This is a genomic window from Micromonospora sp. CPCC 206061 (assembly GCF_036906915.1).
In the GTDB taxonomy this organism is placed as follows: Bacteria; Actinomycetota; Actinomycetes; order Mycobacteriales; family Micromonosporaceae; genus Phytohabitans.
Genome location: NZ_JBAKHX010000004.1, coordinates 122,055 through 145,458, shown reverse-complemented (window position 1 = coordinate 145,458; position 23,404 = coordinate 122,055). Strand labels below are relative to the sequence as shown.

24 protein-coding genes are annotated in these 23,404 nt (G+C 70.2%); 15 read left to right on the top strand and 9 right to left on the bottom strand.

All coding sequences use genetic code 11. The features are described from left to right. Window positions 1-4: 4 nt before the first annotated feature. A complete protein-coding gene (locus tag V6V89_RS05000) occupies window positions 5-340 on the bottom strand; it encodes an STAS domain-containing protein (RefSeq protein WP_334617740.1) in 336 nt (111 codons plus the stop codon). Between the two features lie 122 nt (window positions 341-462). Here V6V89_RS05000 and hemL point away from each other — a divergent pair, with 122 nt between their 5' ends. The 6 genes from hemL to ccsB are packed head-to-tail and all read left to right on the top strand — an operon-like array spanning window position 463 to window position 6,255. Beyond that, on the top strand, window positions 463-1,791 hold the full coding sequence (hemL, locus tag V6V89_RS04995; protein WP_334617739.1) for a glutamate-1-semialdehyde 2,1-aminomutase: 1,329 nt from the start codon (window positions 463-465) through the stop codon (window positions 1,789-1,791). Next, window positions 1,788-2,438, top strand: a complete 651-nt coding sequence (locus V6V89_RS04990) for a histidine phosphatase family protein (RefSeq protein ID WP_334617738.1) — start codon at window positions 1,788-1,790, stop codon at window positions 2,436-2,438. The genes hemL and V6V89_RS04990 overlap by 4 nt, the downstream gene beginning before the upstream one ends. Before the next feature lie 35 nt (window positions 2,439-2,473). Further along, window positions 2,474-2,980 carry a TlpA disulfide reductase family protein gene (locus tag V6V89_RS04985; protein ID WP_334617943.1) on the top strand — a complete coding sequence of 169 codons (507 nt, stop codon included), beginning with the start codon at window positions 2,474-2,476 and terminating at the stop codon, window positions 2,978-2,980. After that, window positions 2,980-3,726, top strand: coding sequence for a cytochrome c biogenesis CcdA family protein (locus tag V6V89_RS04980; RefSeq protein WP_442935065.1), 747 nt, complete (start codon window positions 2,980-2,982; stop codon window positions 3,724-3,726). Before V6V89_RS04985 ends, V6V89_RS04980 begins: the two co-directional genes overlap by 1 nt. Continuing rightward, the gene (gene resB, locus V6V89_RS04975; protein ID WP_334617737.1) at window positions 3,723-5,300 is read left to right on the top strand and encodes a cytochrome c biogenesis protein ResB; all 1,578 of its coding nucleotides are present in this window, start codon (window positions 3,723-3,725) and stop codon (window positions 5,298-5,300) included. The genes V6V89_RS04980 and resB overlap by 4 nt, the downstream gene beginning before the upstream one ends. Beyond that, on the top strand, window positions 5,284-6,255 hold the full coding sequence (gene ccsB, locus V6V89_RS04970) for a c-type cytochrome biogenesis protein CcsB (protein WP_334617736.1): 972 nt from the start codon (window positions 5,284-5,286) through the stop codon (window positions 6,253-6,255). The genes resB and ccsB overlap by 17 nt, the downstream gene beginning before the upstream one ends. Before the next feature lie 117 nt (window positions 6,256-6,372). Here the strand turns inward: ccsB and V6V89_RS04965 are convergent, their stop codons facing one another. After that, window positions 6,373-7,050 carry a hypothetical protein gene (locus V6V89_RS04965; RefSeq protein WP_334617735.1) on the bottom strand — a complete coding sequence of 226 codons (678 nt, stop codon included), beginning with the start codon at window positions 7,048-7,050 and terminating at the stop codon, window positions 6,373-6,375. 646 nt (window positions 7,051-7,696) lie between these two features. Here V6V89_RS04965 and V6V89_RS04960 point away from each other — a divergent pair. Together V6V89_RS04960 and mqnP are read left to right on the top strand one after the other, a co-directional pair. Beyond that, a complete protein-coding gene (locus tag V6V89_RS04960) occupies window positions 7,697-9,160 on the top strand; it encodes a menaquinone biosynthesis decarboxylase (protein WP_334617734.1) in 1,464 nt (487 codons plus the stop codon). After that, window positions 9,157-10,014: a menaquinone biosynthesis prenyltransferase MqnP gene (gene mqnP / locus V6V89_RS04955; RefSeq protein WP_334617733.1), complete on the top strand. Its 858-nt coding sequence runs from the start codon at window positions 9,157-9,159 to the stop codon at window positions 10,012-10,014. The genes V6V89_RS04960 and mqnP overlap by 4 nt, the downstream gene beginning before the upstream one ends. On the opposite strand, the gene V6V89_RS04950 is transcribed toward mqnP, so the two are convergent. Continuing rightward, entirely contained in the window at window positions 10,005-10,862 is an 858-nt protein-coding gene (locus V6V89_RS04950) for a terpene synthase family protein (RefSeq protein ID WP_334617732.1), read from the bottom strand. The genes mqnP and V6V89_RS04950 overlap by 10 nt on opposite strands. Window positions 10,863-10,970: 108 nt before the next feature. On the opposite strand from V6V89_RS04950, the gene V6V89_RS04945 reads away from it, so the two are divergent. Continuing rightward, a complete protein-coding gene (locus tag V6V89_RS04945) occupies window positions 10,971-11,594 on the top strand; it encodes a UbiX family flavin prenyltransferase (RefSeq protein WP_334617731.1) in 624 nt (207 codons plus the stop codon). A 40-nt stretch (window positions 11,595-11,634) separates the two neighbouring features. On the opposite strand, the gene V6V89_RS04940 is transcribed toward V6V89_RS04945, so the two are convergent. Then, window positions 11,635-11,940: a BldC family transcriptional regulator gene (locus tag V6V89_RS04940; protein ID WP_334617730.1), complete on the bottom strand. Its 306-nt coding sequence runs from the start codon at window positions 11,938-11,940 to the stop codon at window positions 11,635-11,637. A gap of 188 nt (window positions 11,941-12,128) precedes the next feature. Here V6V89_RS04940 and V6V89_RS04935 point away from each other — a divergent pair, with 188 nt between their 5' ends. Genes V6V89_RS04935 through V6V89_RS04925 form a run of 3 tightly spaced genes read left to right on the top strand, consistent with a single transcriptional unit; the run spans window position 12,129 to window position 14,419 of the window. Then, window positions 12,129-12,614, top strand: a complete 486-nt coding sequence (locus tag V6V89_RS04935; RefSeq protein WP_334617729.1) for an Lrp/AsnC family transcriptional regulator — start codon at window positions 12,129-12,131, stop codon at window positions 12,612-12,614. Beyond that, a complete protein-coding gene (locus tag V6V89_RS04930; RefSeq protein ID WP_334617941.1) occupies window positions 12,592-13,689 on the top strand; it encodes a PLP-dependent cysteine synthase family protein in 1,098 nt (365 codons plus the stop codon). The genes V6V89_RS04935 and V6V89_RS04930 overlap by 23 nt, the downstream gene beginning before the upstream one ends. Further along, entirely contained in the window at window positions 13,682-14,419 is a 738-nt protein-coding gene (locus tag V6V89_RS04925; RefSeq protein ID WP_334617728.1) for a metallophosphoesterase family protein, read from the top strand. Before V6V89_RS04930 ends, V6V89_RS04925 begins: the two co-directional genes overlap by 8 nt. On the opposite strand, the gene V6V89_RS04920 is transcribed toward V6V89_RS04925, so the two are convergent. From V6V89_RS04920 to V6V89_RS04905, 4 genes are all read right to left on the bottom strand, one after another. Then, a complete protein-coding gene (locus V6V89_RS04920; RefSeq protein ID WP_334617939.1) occupies window positions 14,382-14,996 on the bottom strand; it encodes a putative glycolipid-binding domain-containing protein in 615 nt (204 codons plus the stop codon). The two genes, V6V89_RS04925 and V6V89_RS04920, sit on opposite strands and share 38 nt — an antisense overlap. A gap of 11 nt (window positions 14,997-15,007) precedes the next feature. After that, entirely contained in the window at window positions 15,008-16,390 is a 1,383-nt protein-coding gene (locus tag V6V89_RS04915; protein WP_442935064.1) for a DEAD/DEAH box helicase, read from the bottom strand. A gap of 176 nt (window positions 16,391-16,566) precedes the next feature. Continuing rightward, the gene (locus tag V6V89_RS04910; RefSeq protein WP_334617727.1) at window positions 16,567-18,693 is read right to left on the bottom strand and encodes a hypothetical protein; all 2,127 of its coding nucleotides are present in this window, start codon (window positions 18,691-18,693) and stop codon (window positions 16,567-16,569) included. Between the two features lie 55 nt (window positions 18,694-18,748). Continuing rightward, complete coding sequence (locus tag V6V89_RS04905; RefSeq protein ID WP_334617726.1) at window positions 18,749-20,275, bottom strand: C40 family peptidase; 1,527 nt, start codon at window positions 20,273-20,275, stop codon at window positions 18,749-18,751. Between the two features lie 167 nt (window positions 20,276-20,442). On the opposite strand from V6V89_RS04905, the gene V6V89_RS04900 reads away from it, so the two are divergent. The 3 genes from V6V89_RS04900 to V6V89_RS04890 all read left to right on the top strand — a co-directional run bounded on the left by V6V89_RS04900 (window position 20,443) and on the right by V6V89_RS04890 (window position 21,800). Next, window positions 20,443-20,949 carry a hypothetical protein gene (locus tag V6V89_RS04900; protein WP_334617725.1) on the top strand — a complete coding sequence of 169 codons (507 nt, stop codon included), beginning with the start codon at window positions 20,443-20,445 and terminating at the stop codon, window positions 20,947-20,949. A gap of 155 nt (window positions 20,950-21,104) precedes the next feature. Next, entirely contained in the window at window positions 21,105-21,527 is a 423-nt protein-coding gene (locus V6V89_RS04895; RefSeq protein ID WP_334617724.1) for a hypothetical protein, read from the top strand. 9 nt (window positions 21,528-21,536) lie between these two features. Then, entirely contained in the window at window positions 21,537-21,800 is a 264-nt protein-coding gene (locus V6V89_RS04890) for a DUF4229 domain-containing protein (protein ID WP_334617723.1), read from the top strand. A 108-nt stretch (window positions 21,801-21,908) separates the two neighbouring features. Here V6V89_RS04890 and V6V89_RS04885 read toward each other — a convergent pair whose 3' ends face one another. Further along, window positions 21,909-23,246: a C39 family peptidase gene (locus tag V6V89_RS04885; RefSeq protein ID WP_334617722.1), complete on the bottom strand. Its 1,338-nt coding sequence runs from the start codon at window positions 23,244-23,246 to the stop codon at window positions 21,909-21,911. Between the last annotated feature and the right edge of the window lie 158 nt (window positions 23,247-23,404).

Genomic DNA, 23,404 nt, shown 5'->3' with positions numbered 1-23,404 from the left:
CGCTTCAGTGGGTGGCGGGCTCGTTGCGGACGGTCAGGGCGGACCGCAGGCCCGTGATGTCGAGCACACGTAGCAGGAAGTCGCCGACGTTCGTCAGGCTGAGAACGGTCTGCGCGTGGCTGGCTTTGCGGCTCAACACCACTAACGTGCCTAGCCCTTGCGAGTCACAGAACGTGATGCCGCCCATGTCGAGCACGATGCGCGCTGGCGGTTCGCCGAGGATCTCATTGACGACGCTGGAGAGCTGGGCGGCCGTGAGCATATCGATTTCACCAGCGAGTTTGAGTACAACCTCACCGGGTGCGCGCAGCACCGCAATAGACAGCTCAGGACGTTCCACACCATCAGCCTAACGTGATCACCGCCGAGATGCCCGATGTGTACCCAGGTCATCGACCGGTTGAGGTCTCGTTTGGGGTGCCTTGCCGAGCACCGGAAGCACGCTGTCAGAATGGCTTAACCGTGACCACTACGTACGACGCCGGCGCCGGTCGCTACCCCGACGACGCGCCCGCATCCGAGGCCCTTTTCGATCGCGCTCAGGCCATCGTGCCGGGCGGGGTCAATTCTCCCGTGCGCGCGTTCCGCGCCGTCGGCGGCACGCCGAGGTTCATGGTGCGTGGTGAAGGTCCGTGGCTCTTCGACGCGGACGGCCGGCGGTACGTCGACCTCGTGTGCTCGTGGGGGCCGCTGATTCACGGGCACGCGCATCCCGAGATCGTCGCCGCGGTGCAAGAGGCGGCCGCCTCGGGCACCAGCTTCGGCACCCCGACTCCCCGCGAGGTCGACCTTGCCGAGGAGATGGTGGCGCGCACCCCGGTCGCGCAGGTGCGGCTGGTCAACTCGGGCACCGAGGCCACGATGTCGGCGATCCGGCTGGCTCGCGGCTACACCGGGCGCGCCAAGATCGTGAAGTTCGCCGGCTGCTACCACGGGCACGTCGACGCGCTGCTCGCCGCCGCCGGGTCGGGCGTGGCGACGTTTTCGCTGCCAGATTCGCCGGGCGTCACCGGCGCGGCGGCGAGCGAGACGATCGTGCTGCCGTACAACGACGTGGCAGCCCTGGAGGCGGCGTTCGCGGCCGACGGCGAGCACATCGCCGCGATCATCACCGAGGCGGCGCCCGGCAACATGGGCGTGGTGGCGCCGCGCGACGGATTCAACACCAAGCTCGCCGAGGTCGCGCACCGGCACGGCGCGCTGCTGATCCTCGACGAGGTCATGACCGGCTTCCGGGTATCGCGCGGTGGCTGGGCCGGGCTCGAACCCGTCGACGCCGACCTGTTCACGTTCGGCAAGGTGATGGGTGGCGGCCTGCCGGCCGCGGCGTTCGGCGGCAAGGCCGACATCATGGGTCGCCTCGCGCCCGCCGGGCCGGTGTACCAGGCCGGCACGCTCTCCGGTAACCCGTTGGCCTGCGCCGCCGGGCTGGCGAGCCTGCGCCTGGCCGACGAGGCGACCTACCGGCGTCTCGACGAGACGGCCGCGACGGTGAGCAAGCTCGCCACCGACGCGCTGGTCGCCGCAGGGGTGCCGCACCGTCTCTCGCACGCCGGCAACATGTTCTCGATCTTCTTCACCGACGCGGACGTGGCCGACTTCGACACCGCGCGCACCCAGGATGTGGCCGCCTTCAAGGCGTTCTTCCACGCGATGCTGGCTCGCGGCGTCTACCTGCCGCCCAGCGCGTTCGAAGCCTGGTTCGTGTCCACCGCCATCGACGACGATGCGCTCGAAATCATCGCGGCGGCCCTGCCGGAGGCCGCGGCAGCAGCGGGGAGTAGGGGATGACGAGTAAGACCGTCGTGCACGTGCTGCGGCACGGGGAGGTACACAACCCGGACAAGATCCTCTATGGCCGGCTACCCGGATTCCGCCTCTCTGAGCTGGGCGGGCAGATGGCCAAGGCGGCCGCGCAGGCGGTGGCCGAGCGCGACATCGCGTACGTGGTGGCGAGCCCGCTGGAGCGCGCGCAGGAGACCGCCGAGCCGATCGCCGCCCAGTTCGGGCTGTCCGTGGCGGTCGACGACCGGCTGATCGAGAGCGCGAACTGGTTCGAGGGCAAGCGGGTCTCGCCCGGCGACGGCGGGTTCCGCGACCCCCGCAACTGGTGGGTGCTGCGCGACCCGATGACGCCCTCCTGGGGCGAGCCGTACAAGCAGATCGCCGAGCGGATGTTCGCCGCGCTGCACGCCGCCCGCACCGCCGCGGAAGGGCGGGAGGCGGTGTGCGTGTCGCACCAACTGCCGATCTGGACGCTGCGCCGGTACATGGAGCGCAAGCGCCTCTGGCACGACCCCCGCAAGCGCCAGTGCGGCCTTGCCAGCCTCACGTCCTTTCACTTCGAGGGCGCCAAGGTGGTCGGCATCGGGTACTCCGAGCCGGCCGCCCACCTGGTCGCGCTCTCACCGGGCGCCCGGACCGCCAAGGGGGCGTGATGCGACGCCTTGCCGTGTTGTTGGTGCTCCTGCCCATGGTTGCCGCCTGTTCGGGCGGGAGCTGGGAAGACAAGTGCGACACCACGGCAGACGGTGTCATCCTGTGCGCGGCCGACCAGCGGCCCGACCCGCCGAAGGTGGCCGGTGAGCTGCTGGCCGGCGGGCAGTACGACCTCACGCAGGATCGCGGCAAGGTCGTCGTGGTCAACTTCTGGGGTTCGTGGTGCGCGCCCTGCCGGGCCGAGGCCGACGACCTTGAGGCCGCGTACCAGGCCACAAAGGACAAGGGCGCCACGTTCCTCGGCATCAACCTGCGCGACAGCCGCGACGCGGCCAAGGCGTTCGAGGAGGGCCGGGTCACCTACCCGAGCCTGTTCGACCCGTCGGGCAAGGTGGCGCTCGACTTCGAGGTGCCGCCGAACGCCATCCCCGCCACCGTCGTGATCGACCGAGACGGCCGGATCGCCGCGGTGATCCGGCGGGCCACCCTCCAGACGGAGCTGACGCCGATCGTCGAGCGGATCGCCGCGGAGCCGATGTAATGGGTTCGGCGTTCGAAGAGATGGCCCGCAGCGGGCCGATCGTGCTGGCGATCGGTGCGGCGGCGCTCGCCGGACTGGTCAGCTTCCTGTCTCCGTGCGTGCTTCCCCTGGTACCCGGGTATCTGTCCTATGTGACCGGTCTGTCCGGTGCGGAGCTTGAGGCGCACCGGAGCCGGCGGATCCTCGCCGGCACCATCCTCTTCATCGCCGGCTTTACCGTGGTCTTCACCCTGACCGCCGTGGTGGTCGCGCGGATCGGCGGGGCGCTGCTGGAGCACCGCCGCGGCCTGGAGATCGGCGTCGGCGTGCTCATCATCGTGCTCGGCCTGGCATTTCTCGGGATCGTGCCGGGCATGCAGCGCGAGTTCCGCATCCAGAAGCTGCCCACCGCCGGCCTGCTCGGCGCACCGGTGTTCGGCGCGGTGTTCGCGCTGTCGTGGATTCCGTGTGTCGGCCCGACCCTGGGCGCGGTGCTCGGCATGTCGACGGTCAGTGGCCAGACCGACCGCGCCGTCGTGCTCGCGGTCGCGTACTGCCTTGGCCTCGGCCTGCCGTTCATCGTGTTCGGGGTGGGCTTCCGGCGGCTGCTCGGCGTCTTCAAGGCCGTGCGGCGCAACAGCCAGTGGGTCACCCGGATCGGCGGCGCGCTGCTCATCGCCGTCGGGATCGCGCTGGTCAGCGGCGCGTGGAATAGCTTCCTGATCTGGCTGCAGACCACCGTGGGCTCGGGCGAGATCTCGATATGACGGCCATACAGGAGCGGCCTCCCGCTACACCGTCGCGGCCGAACCCCGCGCTGGCCCGGCTGCGGAACTCGTGGCGGCAGCTCACCAGCATGCGCACCGCGCTGATCCTGCTCTTCCTGCTGGCCATCGCCGCGATCCCCGGCTCGGTGCTGCCGCAGCGCGGCGTCAACGCGCAGAACGTCGACGGGTACTACGCCGAGCACCCCACGCTCGCGCCGATCCTCGACCGGCTGGGCGCGTTCGATGTGTTCGCGTCGCCCTGGTTCTCGGCGATCTACCTGCTGCTCTTCGCCTCCTTGGTCGGCTGCATCGTGCCGCGCCTGCGCGATCACTACCGCGCGTTGCGGATGGCGCCCCCGGCCGTGCCGGCCCGGCTCGACCGGTTGCCGCAGCACGCCGTCCTGGCCGGCGGGCCCGACACCGACGGCCTCGATGTGGAAGGCATCGCCGCCGTGCTGCGCAAGCGCCGCTGGCGGGTCGCGGTTCGCGACAACACGGTCTCCGCCGAGAAGGGGCACCTCAAGGAGACCGGCAACCTGCTCTTTCACGTGGCGTTATTGGCGGTACTGTTCAGCGTCGCGATCGGATCCTGGTACGGATGGCACGGCAACCGCCTGCTCGTAGCCGGCCCGGACAACGCGTTCTGCAACACGCTCCAGCAGTACGACGAGTCGGGCCTCGGCGCGCGGGTCCACGCGTCCGACCTGCCCGGCTTCTGCCTGGAGCTGACCGACTTCCAGGCGAAGTTCCGCCAGACCGGGCAGCCGGAGTCGTTCCGCGCGACCGTCCGCGTCGACGACGGCGCGCCGCGCGCGTTCTCCGTGAACTCGCCGCTGCGGCTCGACGGCGCCAACGTGTACCTGCTTGGGCACGGGTACGCGCCGGTGATCCGGTACACCGACCGGTACGGGCGGGTACAGACCACCACCGCGCCGTTCCTGTCCGTCGACGGGATGCTGACCAGCGAGGGTGTGGCCGCCTTCCCGGACGCCAACGTCGATCCGAAGACCGGGGCGCGCGATTCGAAGCTCCAGGTCGCCTTCGAAGGGCTGTACCTGCCAACCGCCCCCGACACCGCGCCGTACACCCGGTCGGTCTTCCCCGCCGAGCGCTCGCCCGCGCTGCTGCTGTTCGCGTACCGGGGCAACCTCGGCCTCGACGCCGGCATCCCGAACTCGGTGTACAGCCTCGACCAGCGCCAGGTCGCCAGCGGCAGGCTGGCCCGGGTCGGTGACGGCAAGCTGCTGCGGGTGGGCGAGAAGTGGACGCTCGACGATGGCACGACGGTGGAGTTCCTGGGCACCAAGCAGTACGCGACCCTGTCGGTGCGGCACGACCCGGGGGAGAAGCCGGTGCTGGCCAGCGCGGCCGTTGGCTTGCTGGGGCTGATGCTGTCGCTGACGGGCAGGCGGCGGAGGGTGTTCTTCCGTGTTACGACGGGGCGTAGTACTCTCGTCGAGGCTGGTGGCTTGCCGCGCACCGATTATGCCGGATTCGCCGAGGAGTTCGCTCAGCTCGTCAAGGACGTGGAGCACAGAGATTCGGAGGGGCGTGCCGATGGCCGCACTGTCTGACCAGCTCCTGGTCATCGCGATCATGTCGTACGTCGCGGCGATGGTGGGCCACGCCGCCGAGTACGCGTTCGGGCAGCGCAGCCACGTGGGCCGGGCGGCCGCACCCGCCGCACCGGTGCTGGTCGGCGCGGGCGGGCCGTCGGTCGTCGAGCCGGAGCTGCCCTCGTCGTTCGACCCGCCGGCGTCACCGCCCGACAAGGCCCGCTTCGCCGGCTGGTTCGCGGTCGCCGCCACCGTCGTCGCCGCGCTCGTCCACCTCGGTGCCCTCGCCACCCGCGGCCTCGCGGCCCACCGGATGCCGTGGGGCAACATGTACGAGTTCGTGCTGTCGGTGACGTTCGTCGGCATCGCCGCCTGGCTCGTCGTCCTGTCCCGCAAGCCCACGATCCGCCACCTGGGCCTCTTCGTCGCCCTCGCGATGGTGCTGCTGCTCGGCGTCGCCGGCATGGTGCTGTACGTCGACGTCGCTCCGCTCGTGCCGGCCTTGAAGTCCACCTGGTTCGTGGTGCACGTGTCGGCGGCGGTGCTCTCCTCGGGCATCTTCCTGCTCGGCTTCGTGCCCGCCGCGATGTTCCTGATCCGGTCCGGCTACGACCGCGGCAAGCGCAGCTTCCCGTACAGTCTCGGCGCCCGCGTACCGGCAGCCGACGTGCTCGACCGGCTGACGTTCCGGCTGCACGCGTTCGCGTTCCCGATCTGGACGTTCGGCGCCCTGATCGCGGGGCCGATCTGGGCCGAGGCGGCGTGGGGACGGTACTGGGGCTGGGATCCCAAGGAGGTGTGGGCCTTCATCTCCTGGATCGTGTACGCCGGCTACCTGCACGCCCGCGCGACGCCCAGCGTCAAGCGCACGACCGCGACCTGGATCGCCGTGGTGGGCTGGCTCACCATGCTGATGAACCTGTTCGGCGTAAACATCTTCTTCACCGGCCTCCACTCCTACGGCGGCCTATAACCGCGCCGCCCCACCCGCCGCCCCACCCGCCGATCAAAGGCAAACGCACGTGGTTCGATCTCTTTTCCGCGTGCATTCGTCCTTGATCGATGGAGGTCTCCTTGATCGGCGTCGTGGTCAGCAGGTGCCGGCGGTCCAGGTGTCGAAGTGCGTCGCCCAGTCCAAGCAGTACTCGCTGGTGCTGCCGCCCGACGCGGTCGGCACGTCGGCCTGCCGCCAGTAGCGGGTCGCGTCGCCGTCCCGCACCTGCACGTTGTCCACCGTGATCCTGGGTACCGGAAACGCCGTCCCACCGTCCACGTGCACCTCGACGAACTGCTCCACCTGCCCGCGCCCGCCGAGCGGCAGCTTCGCCGTCGTGAGCAGATGCCACCGGTCCCGCCACCACAGCCACGCCTGCCAGACGTCGTCCTTCTCCGTGTGCACCGAGATCCAGATCTCTTCGTTGTCGGCGAGCGGGAAGTTGTCGTAGAACGTCCAGGCGTTCCGCGTCGTGTCGTACGTGTAGACCCGCTGCTTGCCCTCGCCCGCCCAGCCGGTCTCCGCCCAGCCCGCCTCCAGCCACGACAGCTGGCCGTGCGCCGCTTCCTTGACCATGAGCCGGGTGGCTACGAAGTCGTGCGTGCCCGCCCGCACCCCGGCGTCCCGTACGGTCAGCCGCCCCAGCACACCCGACCACTCGCCCGTCGAGGCGGCGCCGAGGTGGTGGTACTGGGTTGGAGCAGCGCTGGCACCCCCGGCGAGCAACAGCCCGACGGTGACCCCCGCGATAGCCGCACTCCGAAAAATGGTCACACGAACAAAACCGCCATGGGCTTAGGCGGTGACGCACCCGAAGGTGTCGAACCTAGCCCACCATCGCGGTATGCTTGAGCCTGCGGAGTCCGGGTTGCCCCCGGGCACTGCCAAGAAAGCCCTCAGGTGATCCTGGGGGGCTTTCTGTTCTGGGTACCCGACCCAGTGAATGCCGTGGTCATCCTCCGGAAATCCTCGCGGGCTGAGCGCTGAGAGGTAGGACTCGGCGAGTGCGCGCCGGTACCTCTCCGGAGCTTCCGATCTTGAACCGTTCTGTAGCCCTCTTCGTTTGCGCGCGTATTGCAATGCTGCGAACGACAGGAAGTCGGCAGCTTGGATGAGTGGGCTCTCGATGCTCGATTGGAGGAGCATGTCTTTGATCACCGGTTTTCCTCGGGCCTGCGGAAGGCCGGCGCGGAGCTGCGCGTACACCTCTCGAAGTCGGTGCGAATCCTGCAAAGGTTTGGTGTGGCCTTTCGCCGCCATCGTCGACGAAGCACAGGAAATACACGCCGCGAGCTTAATGCGTTGTGATTCATGATCGTGTAGTGCTTTATTTGCGTGATTGCATTGGTGATGATGCGTGGATCACGACGTGGTGGGGGTGCGGGGGGCAAGGGGTGGGCGGTAGGACAGACTGGCTGGCATGGCGGTACGTGGGTTCCCATACACGGGGTTGAAGGACTTTCTCGCGGCGCTGGAGCGGGCCGGCGAGCTGCACCGGGTCACCGCGCCGGTCGATCCCACCCTGGAGATCAGCGAGGTGGTCACCCGAACCGTCGCGGCCAAGGGGCCGGCGCTGCTCTTCGAGCGGCCGACCCGGGGTGAGATGCCAGTGGCGATCAACCTGTTCGGCACGCAGCGGCGCATGGCGATGGCGCTCGGCGTCGATAGCGTCGAGGAGATCGGCGCGCGGATCGGTGAGCTGGTCAAGCCGGAGCTGCCCGTGGGATGGTCGGGCATCCGGGAGGGGCTCGGCAAGGTGATGCAGCTGAGGTCTGTGCCGCCGAAGAAGGTCAAGACCGCGCCCTGTCAAGAGGTCGTGTACCGCGACGGCGAGGTGGATCTCGGGCGGCTGCCAGGGCTTCAGACGTGGCCCGACGACGGCGGCATCTTCCACAACTACGGGCTCACCCACACGAAGCATCCCGAGACCGGCAAGCGGAACCTCGGGCTGTACCGCCTGCAGCAGCACTCGGCGACCACGCTCGGCATGCACTGGCAGATCCACAAGGACTCGACCGCGCACCACGCGGTGGCGGAGCGGCGGGGCGAGCGGCTGCCGGTGGCGGTCGCGTTCGGCTGCGACCCCGTGGTCTCGTACAGCGCCTCCGCGCCGCTGCCGAGCGACATCGACGAGTATCTGTTCGCCGGGTTCCTGCGCGGCGAGCGGGTCGAGATGGTCGACTGCCTCACCGTCCCGATTCAGGTGCCGGCGCACGCCCAGGTCGTGCTGGAGGGGTACGTCGAGCCGGGCGAGCGGCTGCCCGAGGGCCCGTTCGGCGATCACACCGGGTTCTACACGCCGGTGGAGCCGTTTCCGGTGCTGCACGTGCAGTGCATGACGACCCAGCGCGACCCGGTGTACCACTCGATCGTCACGTCGAAGCCACCGCAGGAGGACGGGCCGATCGGGCACGCGACCGAGCGGATCTTCCTGCCGTTGCTCAAGCTGCTGATCCCGGACATCGTCGACTACTCGATGCCGGAGGCGGGCGTCTTCCACAACTGTGTGGTGGTCTCGATCCGCAAGCGGTACCCGAAGCACGCGCAGAAGGTGATGTCGTCGGTCTGGGGCGCACACCTGCTCTCGCTGGCGAAGCTGATCGTCGTGGTGGACGAAGACTGCGACGTGCACGACTACAACGAGGTGGCGTTCCGGGCGTTCAGCAACGTCGACTACAAGCACGACCTGCTGATCACCGAGGGACCGGTCGACCACCTCGACCACTCGTCGTACCAGCAGTTCTGGGGCGGCAAGGCGGGCATCGACGCGACCCGCAAGCTGCCCACGGAGGGATACACGCGGGGGTGGCCGGACGAGGCGGTGATGTCGCCGGAGGTCAAGGCGTTGGTCGACAAGCGCTGGAAAGAGTACGGACTTTCATGAGGGCCTTCCTGAAGCTTGTGGCGATCGAGCACTCGGTCTTCGCGCTGCCGTTCGCGTACCTGTCCGCCCTGACCGTCATGACCCGCGACGGTGGGAAGGTGCGCTGGGGCGACCTGGTCATCATCACGGTGGCGATGGTGGGCGCGCGCACGTTCGCGATGGCCGCCAACCGGATCATCGACAGGCACATAGACGCGCGCAATCCGCGTACGGCCAACAGGGAACTTGTCACGGGGGCCGTGAGCGTGCGCACGGCCTGGACCGGCGCGGTGGTCGCACTGGTCGTGTTCGTCGGAGCCGCCGCCCTTCTCAACCCGCTCTGCCTGGTGCTTTCGCCGCTCGCGGTGGCGCCGCTGGTCGTGTACCCGTACGGCAAGCGGTTCACGGACTGGCCGCACGCCATCCTCGCGCTCGCCCAGATGGTCGGGCCGGTGGGCGCGTGGCTGGCGGTGACCGGCACGTTCGCGGGGTCCGGGCCGGCGTGGGTGCTGGCCCTCGCGGTCGGGCTGTGGATCGGCGGGTTCGACCTGATCTACGCCTGCCAGGACGCCGAGGTGGATCGCCGCATCGGCGTGCGCAGCGTGCCGGCGCGGTACGGCGTGCCGTTCGCGCTGCGTCTGTCCACTGTGGTGCACGTGGTGACGTTCGGGCTGTTCGTGTGGTTCGGTGAGCTGGTCGGGCTGGGCTGGCCCTGGTGGGTCGGGCTGGCGCTGACCGCGGTGGCGTTCGGATATCAGCACACGGTGGTCACACCGACTGACCTTTCCCGCGTCAATCGGGCGTTTTTCACCGCGAACGGCTTCGTGGGCATCGCCCTCTTCGCGTTCGCGTTGGGTGATCTGGTCTACCGGTAGCGGGCGCTCTCCAGAGACCAGTCGATGGTGCCGCGGATCGCCCAGTCGACCCCGTCGAGGTAGCGGTCTGCCGGCCCGCCGAGCACGGGTCTCAGTGAGGGCAGGCGGTTCATCGTCTCCTGCCACAGGTCGCGTACCCGTTCCGCTGCCACCTCGGGCGGCAGGCCGGACTCGGTCGCGACCGCAAGTACCAGGTTGTGCCCGCCGGACGTCGCGGCGTCCCGGTCGAGCGACAGCAGATCGTTGAACCAGGACAGCAGGTCGTTGCCGACCGCGCTGTACGCGCGCACGGCGGGGTGCCGCCACACCCCGTCGGGCACGCTGACGCCAGCGGCGAAGTCGACCAGCGCGTGCGCGACGTACGCCGCGGAGGTCGCCCGGCGCAGCCGGATGTACTCGGCGATCCCCGGGCGGTGTCCCTCGGCCTTGTTACGGGCCTCGACCACCACGCCGCGCAGGTGGTGCTCGACCGCGCCGACGAACCGCACCCGCCAGCGTGCCGGCATCCGTCGGCGCGGCTCCTGCCAGGCGTCCGCCAGCATCGAGCCGAGCGGTCCGTCGACGGCACCACTCCCGGTCTCGAGCAGGTCGAGGGCGCCGTTGACCAGCGCGCGGACCCGGTCGGGTTCGGGCACGCTCGCGCGGTCGCACTCGTCGTCGGCGAGGAAGAACCAGGTGAAGAGCGCCGCGACGACCTTCAGGTCGTCGGGCGTGGCGTCGGGATAAAGACGGCCCGCGTACCGGGCGATGCCGCCCTCCGCGAGCCGGTCCGCCAGTTCGGCAGGGAGTCCGTGCCGGCGTGTCCATTCACCGAGCCAATGTTGGACGTCGTCGGTGTATACCGACATAGTAGGATTTATCGGGCAGTCGAGAGTGAAACAGATCGTCGGCATCATCGCCGCCTCCTGCCGTCCGGCCAAACGTCAGTCTGATGACGGTAGCCCTACGCTGGAACTATGCGGAAGCCGACAATCGTCGGCGTCTCTGGTGCATCCGGCACGCCCTACGCCGCGGCGGTGCTGCGAGGCCTCATCGACGCCGGGGAACCCATCGATCTCGTGGTGTCGCGAGCGGCGCGGCTGACGATCCTCGATGAGACCGGCAGCGCGTTCCGCGACGCGCACTGGAAGGACGACCTGGCCGCCTGGCTCGGCCGTGACCTGGGTGGGGCCGACATCGTGCACTGGCCGGCAGGTGACCTCGCGGCCGGCCCGAGCAGCGGCTCCTACCCGGCGCGCGCCATGGCCGTCGTGCCGGCGAGCACGGCGGCGTGTGCCGGCATCGCGATCGGTCTATCAAAGGACCTGCTTCAGCGCGCCGCCGAGGTGCACCTCAAGGAGCGCCGTCGGGTCGTCGTGGTGCCCCGGGAGACCCCCGTCACCCGCAGCCACCTGGAGCACCTGATCGCCCTGCACGACGCGGGGGCGGTGGTGCTGCCCGCCAGCCCCGGCTTCTACGGTGCCGGGGCGGCAGCGTCAGCGCAGCAGCTCATCGACTTCGTCGCCGGCAAGGTGCTGGACGCGCTGGGCGTCGAGCACACGCTCTTTCGCCGGTGGACCGGCGAGCTGGGGGCACGCTGAGGCACCGCACCGGCGGTGCCGGTGCAGCGCCTTCGGGTGCTCAGCGAGCGGAGCTGGGCGAGTTGTGATTTGTGCGACTCGGGCCCGGATGTTGCCCGCCGGGTCCGTCGTTACGCGGCCGATGAGCCGTGCTCGGTGGTGGGGCGGACTCGTCGCGTAGAGCGTCCAACTCGCCCTCGCCTTCGAGCAGCGCTCGCACCTCCGACTCCCGGAAGCGCCGGTGCCCGCCAGGCGTACGAATGCTGCCAATTCGGCCCGCCGCCGCCCATCGGGTCACGGTCTTCGGGTCGACGCGGAACAGCGCAGCCACCTCGCCCGGCGTCAGCAGACGATCTCCAGTGTCCACGGGCCCCTCCCTTGCGTCGACGAAGCCACGCCGGGTGATGTCCCGACAGCCTCGATAGGGACGTACGGTCATTACAGCACCGCGAGCGTGTCGTGTCCGGGAAACAGGGAAAACGCACTGTCTGGGAAGTTAGACGGTAGGATTTGCGAGCCCTCCTCGCCTTCCCGGGCTGTTAGTGTCTAGCAACCGTGGACGGTATCGATCTGAGGCTTGTGGAGCTATTGCGGGCCAATGCCCGGCTCTCGTACGCCGAGTTGGCCCGGCAGGTCGGGTTGTCCGCCCCAGCCGTGCACGACCGCGTCGGCAAGCTTGAATCCACTGGCATCCTACGTGGATACCACGCCGATGCCGACCCGGAAGCGATCGGCCTCGGCGTCACCGCGCTCATCGGCCTCGTACAGGACTCCGGCGGCGACACCGACGACGTGCTGGCCGAGCTCCGCGAGATGCCCGAGGTCGAGTCGTGCTACTTCATGGCTGGCGTGGAGTCGTTCCTGCTCAAGGTGCGGGTGGCGACGATCGCCGAGCTGGAGACCCTGATAGTCCGGCTCAACCGCACCCGCGGCGTGGCCTCGACGCGCACCGCGATCGCCCTCTCGACCAAGTGGGAGGGGCGCCCCCAACCCTTGTTACGGTCAGGTGATGACGGGGATGAAGACGCTGGACCGGTGTGACGACGCCGGTCGGGTGTGGGTGACGGAGGCCATCGGCAAGGTCGAAGCCGACGCCAACCGGTCCGCCGACACGCACCTGCTGCCGTTTCCACTGCCCATCGCGTGGGGCGTCGACCTGTACCTCAAGGACGAGTCCGTGCACCCCACCGGCTCGCTGAAGCACCGGCTGGCCCGCTCGCTGTTCCTCTACGGCCTCTGCAACGGCTGGATCGGCCCGCACACCACGATCGTCGAGGCCTCGTCCGGCTCCACGGCGGTCTCCGAGGCGTACTTCGCGCGGATGCTCGGCCTACCCTTCGTCGCCGTGATGCCGGCCTCCACGTCACCGGAGAAGATCGCGCTCATCGAGTTCCAGGGTGGCAAGTGCCACCTGGTCGAAGACCCGGCCACCGTCGTGGTCGAGGCCCGCTGGCTCGCCGAGGACACCGGTGGGCACTTCATGGACCAGTTCACGTACGCCGAGCGCGCCACCGACTGGCGCGGCAACAACAATATCGCCGAGTCGATCTACGAGCAGATGGCGCTGGAACGCCACCCCATACCGGCGTGGGTCGTGGTCGGGGCCGGCACCGGCGGCACCAGCGCCACCATCGGTCGCTATGTCCGGTACCGCAGGCTCGGCACCAAGGTCTGCGTGGTCGACCCGGAGCACTCAGCGTTCTTCCCCGCGTGGCTGGCGGCCGACTGGGCGGTGGAGACCGGCCTCGGCTCCCGCATCGAGGGCATCGGGCGACCGCGCGTCGAGCCGTCGTTCCAGCCCGCCGTCGTCGACCGCATGGTGCGCGTGCCGGACGCCGCCTCGCTCGCTGCGATGCGCGCGGCCTCCGCCGTGCTCGGCCGCCGCGTCGGAGGATCAACGGGTACCAACCTGTGGGGCGCCTTCAGCCTGATAGCGCAGATGATCGCGGCCGGCGACACGGGATCCGTCGTGACCCTGCTCTGCGACGGCGGCGAGCGGTACGCCGACACCTACTACTCAGACGCCTGGGTGGCCGCCCAGGACCTCGACCTTGCGCCGCACCGCGCCACCGTCGACCGGTTCCTCGCCACCGGCGAATGGGGCGGCGATGCCTGAGCGCGTCGCCGTCCTCTCCGACATCCACGGCGTACTGCCGGCGCTGGAAGCGGTGCTCGCCGAGCCCGACGTGCGCGACGCCGACCTGATCGTGCTCACCGGAGACCTGGCGGCCGGGCCGCAGCCGGTCGAGACCATCGATTTGCTGAGCTCGCTCGGCGAGCGGGCGGTGTGGGTACGCGGCAACGCCGACCGCGAACTAGCCGCTGCCACCACCGAGGAACCGGTCTCCCGGTGGGCGGCAAGCCAGCTGCGCGACGACCAGCGGGTCCTGCTCGGCGGCCTGCCGCTGACGGTGACCCTCGACGTCGCCGGCCTGGGAACGACGCTTTTCTGCCACGCCACCCCGAGCGACGACGAAGAGGTGGTGCTCGTCGACAGCCCGCTCGACCGGTGGACCACCGTCTTCGCCGGCCTGCCCGACGAGGTGACCACGGTGGTGTGCGGCCACACGCACATGCCGTTCGCGCGCCTCGCCCACCGGCGGCTCGTCGTCAATCCGGGCAGTGTGGGCATGCCGTACGGCGGCGCGGGCGCGCACTGGGCGCTGCTCGCGGGTGGCGTGACGCTGCGCCGCACCCGCTTCGACCTCGACGCGGCGTGCGCCCGCATCAGGGCCGAGTCTGGGTACCCCGACGCCGCCGAGTGGGCCGACTACTTCGTACGGTCAGCCGCGTCGGACGCGGACGCGCTCAGGGTTTTCGGACCGCGAGCCCGGGATAGTGCGTGACGTACCCCTGATCGTCCACCGTCAGGTCAGCGGTGAACGTGCCGCTCGCGAAGCGAACCGTGTCTGGCCCGACCGACGTGTAGATCTGCTCGCTGGGAAAGACCTCCAGGCTGGGCAGGCGCACGAACGCCATCGTGAGCCGGTGTTCGGTGCCGGGCGGGGCGCGCAGCAGGTCGAGCCGCCGGATCGGCAGCGTGTTCGGCAGCGGCGCCGCCCACAGGTCGACGTCGATGGCGTCGTGCAGCCGTTCGGGCTCCTCGGTGCCGGGCAGCCCGGCCGGCGGGTGGCCGAGCGCGGTCAGCGCCGCGTCGAGGTCACCCTGCTCGGCGGTGCTTGCCCGCCAGCGGCCGGCGGCTCGCTCCAGCTTGAGCGTGCGCAGCCAGCCGGCGCCTTCGGCGGTCACGTCCAGCCGGACCGCCGCCCAGCCCTCGTCGGTGACCAGCTCGTACCGGCACACGTGCGGTATCGGGTCGATAGCGGTGGCGTAACCCCGTGCGTACAGCCCACGGCGATCATCCACAAGGGCCAGATCCGACCCAGTGCTATCGACCCGGTCCCAGAAGATCGCCGTAGGCATCACGCTCGTGATTATCCGCGCGGTGTGCGGTCCTTCGCACGAGAACCTTCGTGCTCGAAGCGGCGCCGCGGCGGCCGGGAGCCACGCGGACGGTCGAACCGGGGTGCCCGGTCCGATCGGCGGGCCGGGGGCGGAGTGGGCTCGTTGACCACCGGCACACCGCTGGGCTGGCGAGCCCCGGTCACGTCGGCCAGGGCCTGGTCGCCAGGGCGCACCCGGGTCTCCGTCGGCTTGACTCCGGCCCGCTGCAGCAGTGCGAGCGTCGACCGGCGCTGCTTCGGCAGTACCAGCGTGACGACGGCGCCCGACTCGCCGGCCCGTGCTGTGCGTCCGGCACGGTGCAGGTAGTCCTTGGAGTCGTTCGGCGGATCGATGTGCACCACGAGCGACACGTCGTCGACGTGGATGCCGCGCGCCGCCACGTCCGTGGCCACCAGCACGCCGACCCGCCCCTCGCGGAACTCCGCCAGGGTCCGGGTGCGGGCCCGTTGGGTCTTGCCGCCGTGCAGCGCCCCGGCCCGTACGCCCACCGCGGCGAGCTGGCCGACCAGCCGGTCGACGCCCATCTGGGTGCGGACGAACATGATCGTGCGGCCCTCGCGCGCGGCGATCGAGGCAGCGACCCCGAACTTGTCGTGCGGCGGGATCAGCAGAATGTGGTGATCCATCGTGGTGACCGTGGCCACCGCCGGCGCGGTCGAGTGCGTCACCGGGTCGGTCATGAAGCGCCGGACCAGCGTGTCGACGTCGCCGTCGAGGGTGGCCGAGAAGAGCAGCCGCTGCCCACCGGCCGGCGTCTTGTCGAGCAGATCGGTGACCTCGGGCAGGAAGCCCATGTCAGCCATCTGGTCGGCCTCGTCGAGCACGGTGATGTCGATGTCGTCGAGCGAGCAGGCACCGCGCTGGATCAGGTCGGCAAGCCGCCCCGGCGTGGCCACCATCACATCCGCGCCCCGCCGCAGCCCGTCGATCTGCCGGTCGTACGGCACACCACCGACCGCCGTCGCAAGGAACAGGCCGACGGCGCGGCCCAGCGGCCGCAGAGCGTCTGCGACCTGCATGGCCAGCTCGCGGGTCGGCACCAGGATCAGCGCCCGTGGGTGGCGCGGCCGGGCCTTCGGACCGGCGGACAGCCGGGCGAGCAGCGGCAGGCCGAACGCCAGCGTCTTACCGGAGCCGGTCTGGCCGCGGCCGAGCACGTCGCGGCCGGCCAGGGCGTCCGGCACCGTGGCGGCCTGGATCTCGAACGGGGTGGTGATGCCTTCCTTGTCGAGCGCCCGCACCAGGGGGCGCGGCACTCCGAGGTCGGCGAAGCTGGGCTCTTCAGCGGAGCTGGGCTCGTCAGCGGAGTCGAAAACGGACGGAAACGTGCTGGGGTCAGCGAAGGTGGTCAAGTAAACCTCTCAGCGGGGGGCCTTCTTCGCATGGCCCCGCCGCGGCCCACATCTCGCCGCCGATCGCCACAAAGAACGCCCATGGGCGCGGAACAGCCGCGCCAGGTCAGTGATCTCTGCAAGTGTACGGGTACGCGGCAGCGCACGCCCACGTGGGCGTGCTCACCCCAAGCGGCTCAGCTGTTCAGGAGACCGTCGAAAAGGCTGCTGAACGTGTCGCCCGCGGCGAGCGCGGCTATCACGCCGACCACGACCACGACGCCCAGCACGATCGCCATGATGACCATGACCCTGGCGGTGCTGCGCCCTGTGCTCGTCTCGTCGGACCAGCCCTGGGCCAGGATGTGGCCGGTGAGCGAGCCGGAGTTCTCCAGCGAAGGACCGTTCGGCACCGCCATGGTCATGTGCGGCGGCGGCTCGCTGCCCGGTCCGCCGTAGACGGTCCCGTGTGGACGCTGGCCTCGTGCCCACTGGCCGTACTCGGCCGATGTGGACACCGCCGCTGGTGGCGCGCTGGCGGGACGCTGCTCGGGCTCTTCGGCCCGGCCGCTGACCGGGGCACCCCAGGCGGCAGGCGCGGTGGGGTTGCCCGCCGGCGGCCAGCCCGGCAGCGCGGGAGCCGGCACCGCCGGCGCCGGTGGCGCGGCCGTGGCGCTGTGGCCGGGGGGCCCGATCGTGGGCGGTGCCGGCGGGAACGGCGGGACCGGCTCCGGTGCGGGGGGTGGCCCGGGCGGTGTCGGCGTGGGTGCGGGGCCAGGCGGCACCGGCACCGGCGGCACCGGGTCCGGTGGCGGGAACGGGTTTGGCGCCGGCCCTGGCCCTGGTGGCTCTGGGCGGGGCGGCTCGTCAGGAGGCGTGGGCTCGTTGGCGGTAGGCGCCCGATAGATTCGGGCTTGGCCGCCGGTGCCGCGCAGCAGCGCCACCCTGACCTCATCGGGAGTCGGCTGTGGAGCGCCCGGGACGGAAACGCGCGCCCGCGCGGCCACGCCGGGCTCCCCGGAGCGCTGCGCCGGCAGCACGTAGTCGGGAACCTGCTCGGCAGCGGCCGGGACCGGCGCGCCGGAGGTCGGCGCGGGCGGCGCGGACGAGGGCGGGGCGGACGTCGGCGCAGGCGGACCCGATGCTGGGGGCGCCGAGACCGCCGAGACCGCTGAGACCGCTGAGGCACGGCCAGCCACCGCCGCGGCCGCACCCAAGGAGGGCACGACCGGCGCGGGCGTTTCGTAGGAGGGCGTTTCGCGGGAGGGCGCTTCGTAGGAGGGCGCTTCGTAGGAGGGCGCTTCGTAGGAGGGCGGGGAGGCGCCGTAGGAGGTCGCAGCCGGCGGCGTGCTGTAGGACGGCAGGCCCGAGACGGGCGCCTCGTGAGACGGCGCGCCTGGCGCGGAAGCGCCGGATGGCGGCGAGACCGGTGCGGCCGAGCCGTAGACGGGCGAGGCCGGCGGCGGCGTGCTGTAGGCGGGCGGCGCCGGTGTGGGCGTGCCATAGACCGCTGGAGCGCTCGACACTGGAAGCGCCGCGGCAGCGGCTGGCGGGCCAGACGTGGGTGCTTCCGCCGGGTCCTTCCACGGCACCGCGAAGGCGGACCAGGGGGAGTTGTCGACCGGAGCCTTTGGCTGGCGCCGCGCGAGCGGCGGTGCCGATCCGGCCGGCGCCATCTGAGGCGACAGCGCGGAACCGCTCCCGACCTGGGGTGCGGCTTGCGGCGCGTCTGCGACGGGGGGTGGTGGCGCGGCCTCCGCCTCTGCCGAGGCGGCAGCATCGCCGGCCCGATAGGTGGTGCCGCCGGTGGCGGGCCGGGAGGGGAGCCCGGCGAGGTCGTTGAGGCTCGGCGCGGACGCGGACGCCACGGTCGCGCGGCCCCTGACGGCAGGCTTGTCCGGGGTGATCGCTGGCAGCCCAGGCGGCGTGCTCCAGACCAGCGCTCCAGGCGGCAGCGGCGCGATCCCGCCCGCCGGCGCGGCCCCAGAAGCCGGCGCCGGCACTGCGGCAGGAGGCGCGGACACCGCAGGAGGCGCGGACACCGCAGGAGGCGCCGACAGCGCGGGTGGTGCAGAGGTGGGTGGCGCCGACACCGAGCCAGGTGATGCCGGCAGAGCGCCGTCAGCGGGCGCGAAGCCCGGCCACAGCGCTCCCGCGGGCGGGGGTGGCGGCAGCTCGTAGGCCTCAGGCAGGTCTTCGGGCGGCGCCTCCGGCAGGGCCGTGCCAACGGGTGGGGGCGGCGGCAGTTCCGCCGGCGCCTCCCGGCCGGCCACCGGGCCGCCGGACTGGTGCTCGTTCATCATCGCCTCCCGCGTCCCCTTCACGTCTCACCGTGCCATATCCGCGCCCGCCCGCCCACCCAGACCCGGAAAGGGCAACTCAGGAGCCGCTGCTCGACGAGGCGGAGACGGACGATTCGGAATCGGGAGAGGCGTTGGAGGTGGCGGGCGCGGCGCTCGACGTACCCGGAGCCGCGCTCGGGCTGTCCGGCGGCGCGGGCGTCGGCGAGGGCGTGGTCGCCGGCGGTGTGGTCGGAGGCGTGGTGGGCGGTGTCGTCGTGGGAGGTGTGGTCGGCGGCTTCGTCGTCGTGGGTGGAGTGGTGGGCGGTTTCGTCGTGGCCGGCGGTGTGGTTGGCGCCGGTGTAGTCGGCGCTGGCGTGGTCGGCGCTGGCGTGGTTGGGGCCGGTGTGGTTGGGGCCGGCGTCGTTGGCGCCGGTGTCGTTGGCGCCGGTGTGGTCGGCGCGGCCACCTCGCCGTACACGCGGGTCGCTGCGAAGAGCCGCGACCACCAAACGGCGGAGATCTTCACCCTCTCCCGGCTGTTCGGCGCGTGAATCATCAGGCCGTTGCCGACGTACATGCCCACGTGGTGGATGCTCGACCAGCTGTTGCCGGAGGCGAAGAAGACCAGATCACCGGGGAGCAGCGCGTACTTGGAGACCGACTTGCCGCGGGTGGCGTAGTACTGGTCGCGCGACACCCGGGGAAGCTGGTAGTAACCGACCGACCGGTACGAGGCCCACATGAGACCCGAGCAGTCGTAAGTGTTGGGGCCCTCGGTGCCCCAGACGTACCGCTTGCCGAGCTGATCCTTCGCGAACTGCATGGCCGCGATGGCCTTGGGGTGTGCGGCCTTGCCGGCGATCGTCTCGTCGCCAACGTACTGGGCGCCGCGCCGCTGCTCTTCTTCCTCGCGAGCTCGTTCGATGACCGCGAGCTGGGCGGCGTTGCGCGACTCCAGCTCCCCGAGCGCCGCGTCCTTGGCCTTGTAGGTCGCTTCCAGCGTGGTGAACTGGGTGATCGCCAACTGGTGGCGGGTCAGCGCCGCGTTGTACGCGTCCTGCGCCACCCGCTCGGCGTCCTTGGCCCGTGCCACCTCGCGGTCGGCGTCCTGGGTCTTGGCGCTGGACCGCTCGCCGCGCTGGAGGCGGGACAGCTCGCTGAGCCCGTGCAGATCGGAGCCGAACATGCCCGGCGGCAGCTCGGCAGCCTCCTTGAGTGCCTCGGCGGCGACACTGTCGGCGGCGGACTCCGCCTTGGCGACGGCCTCCTTGGCCTGGCGGAGCTGGAGCTCGACGATGCCCAGGTCGGCGCGGGCCTGGTCGCGCTCCTGGAGGCGGGTGACCAGCTGCTGTTCGAGCGTCTGGACCTCGACCCGGGCGTTGTAGACCTGGGTGGCGAGCGGACCGTTGACGGTGGACGGAGGCGTGTAGGTGGAGTTGCCCGTGCTGGGCGGCGGCGTCTGGCCGGGGAGCTGAAGGCTGCCGGCGGGCGCGGGACGGGTGCCGGCGTCGGGGACCGTGTTGGGCAAGGTGGGCTCGGCGTGGACAGGACTGGCGAACGCGAAGGCGACCGCCGCGCTGAGCGCGGCAGACCAGGCGATCGGTCGCAGTACTGGACCAATCACCCCTTGTCGCGGTGCCTGATGCCTACCCTTACGCCTCGCCACTTGGCCTCCCCGTAGCCATCCCGTCCCATTCTGTTCCTACCGCAACGCACGACCTATGTCGATTGGAAGTCAGGTAACGGGTACCTGAGAGATCGTTGACCTACAACCAACGTAGGCTCGGCTTCATGGATCCGGTGCGCAAGCGGCAGGTTGACGACAAAGTATCCGGCCGGGAGTTGTTGCTGCCAGACGAGGTCGCGATCCTCGGCGCGTCTGACGACCTGTCCTGGCTGGGCCGCCTCGCGCACACCAGCCGCACCGCCCGGTACGGAGACCGCGTGACCTTCGTGATCGGGGGCGAAGCACCGGCAAGCCAGACCCCCGCTCCTGGCGCGTCGCCCGCCGAGTCCTTGAAGGCGTTCGCGCTGGCGCGGCTCCAGGCGGGCGACGAGGCGCACGTCGTCGCCTCTCTCGACGTGCACGGCGGACCCCTGGCGCAGCTCGCGCTGAACTTCGGCGCCGACGATCTCGTGTGTCCCGCCGACGCCGACCGCGACGACGTGCTCAACCTGATTTGGGACGCGGGTCTCCAGCCCGTCGAGCGAGACGCGGAGTACACGGTAATCACCGAATACGACCCGCCGGTCCCGCTGGCAGACCGCCGCCGCGAACCACAACACATCTGGACCTAGCCGCGCGCCCCTTTCCGTCGATCAAGGGCAAACGCACGTGATTTGATTTCAATACCGCGTGCATTTGCCCTTGATCGATGCAATGTCCCTTGATCGCAGCCGCGCCCGATCCCTTGGGAAGGATCGCCTCGGGCCTCACGTACGCTCGTGGGGTCATGACTGAAGCGCAGAGCAGCTTCCCTCGGCGCGACGCCGACGGGCGCATCGTCGCCATTACCGACCTGCTGGGCCTGGCGCTCGCCGGCCTGGTGATCGGCGTACTCGCGCTGGTCGTCTTCGACGGCGTCTTCTCCCTGCTCGACCTCGGCGACTTTGGTGAGGCGAGCGGCTGGCTGGCGATCATCCTGCCGGTGTGGATCTTCGTAGAGGAGTTCCGCGCCTGGGCGGGTGGTCCCGCTCGGATCGCCGCCGCGCTGGTGGGCGCCGCGATCGGCGTCACGCTGGGCCTGCTGGTGGCGGGGGTGGTCAGCGGTGCGGGCCCGCTCTGGTCTGGTATCGCCGCGGCGGCCGCTTTTGCGCTGGCGTACGCACTGATTTGGTTCTACGGCATCCGGTGGCTTGCCCGCCGGGCCGGGTAAGGAAAGGCCATGAGCCCCGCGATCAAATACACGTTGGGTCGGATCGGCCTGTTTGTGGGTGTTCTGGCGGCCCTGTGGCCGTTGGACCTCGACATCTTCGTCAAACTCATGATCGCCCTGCTGGCTTCGGCGGGTCTTTCTTTCGTCCTGCTGCGCGGCTGGCGCGACCAGATGGCCGGCCAGATGGCCACGGCCTCGCAGCGGCGCAAGGCGGAGAAGGAGCGGCTCCGCGCCGCCCTTGCGGGCGACGACGAGGCCGCGCCGAAGTCCTAGGCGATCGGCGCCCCGGGGCGCCGATCGAGGAACATCGCGTCGATCAAGGGCAAACGCACGCGGAAAGAGATCAAACCACGTGCGTTTGCCCTTGATCTGGGACAGGCACTAGAGGCCGCGGGGCAAGGGCTTCCACCAGGGCTTGATGATGTACGCGATGCCGCCGGAACCGCCCGACACGCCGCCGCTCGCGTTGATCCGCTTCGTACGCAGCCAGATCTGCTCGAACTGCGACCGCTTGTAGACGTTGCGCACGGCGTCGTTCGACGACGAGGCGGGATCGTTGACCACCACGTCACCGTTCGCCGTGAAGCCGACCACGACGAAGAGGTGTCCGGCGGTGCCGTAGTTGGCGCCGTCGAGCTCGCTGGCGAGGAACGACTGGCTCGTAATCACCGGGATGCCGGCCTTGATGAGCCGCTCCACGTCGTCGAGGGAGTGCAGCCGGGTCACGAACCCGTCAAGCCCCGGGAACGTGGCGGCGTACGCGGTGTTGAACGGCCAGTTCCCCGCCCCGTCGTACTGATAGTCGTAGACCATCCGGGCGGCGTGGTTGACGGTGTGGTCGGGGTACGTCGGGTCCACCCAGGACGTGTCCTCTTCGGAGGGCTTGCGTCCCCAGTACTCGATGACCATCTCGGTCGAGGTCGGTGAGCACCACGCCTCTCCACCGCCGTCGTACTCGGGATAGTGCCCCTGGTGGATGTTCTGCGAGTAGCGGGGCACCGCCAGTTCCCGGCCCCACGCGATGCCCCCGGCGCTCGGGGTGACGTTGAAGCGGTCCGGCACGTACGAGCTCATCGCGCCCAGCATCCACACCCGGGGTGACCGCCACTGCTCGGGCGCCCGGTACAGGGTGAGCCGCAGCTGGTATCCCCGCAGCATGACCCCGCCCGCGACGTCGTCGATGGAGAACGTGTCGGTCCAGATCGTCGACCAGGGATCACCCTGCCGGTTGACGCTGGTGCGCTTGATGTCCTGATCGCCCGCGGCCCAGCGCCCCATGACGTACCAGGGTGTCTGGTTGCCGGCGTTGTACGTGCCCTGCATCTCGATCTGGATCCAGGTGCCGGCGGGGGTTTCGGCGTTCCACGACGCCACCAGCTCGCTGGCGTCGAAGCCGACCTGCCGCACCGGTGACGTCCAGGTGGAGTACTTCCAGGTCTTCGTGGTGCCGGTGTGCGGATCGGCGTAGTCGACCGTGCCGGCGGGTTTCAACATCGTGATGCCGGCGCGTACCCCGGGAATCGCGACGGTGCCCTGATGGGTGCCGCCGCGCCAGTCCTGATAGGTCGACCAGTCCTGAAAGACGATCTGTTCGTCGTGCGCAAGGGAGTCGTGTGTAAGGGAGTCGTGTGTGATGACATCTCCGGCATGGGCGGGCGCCCCGGCACCGAGGACGGCGATGGCGGTGACGCCGGCGAGGGCAGCGGTGGTTCGGACCATAGCCGTCACTATCCCGCCCGAAGACAACTTTCGCCAGAGCCATCTTGTTGGTAAATCTTTGCCGACGGGACGACCACATTGACATATTGATATGACCACGTGATGGGTGCTGCAGTTGTTCATCACATAACCGGATCTCCCCACCCTCGGAGGTCGTG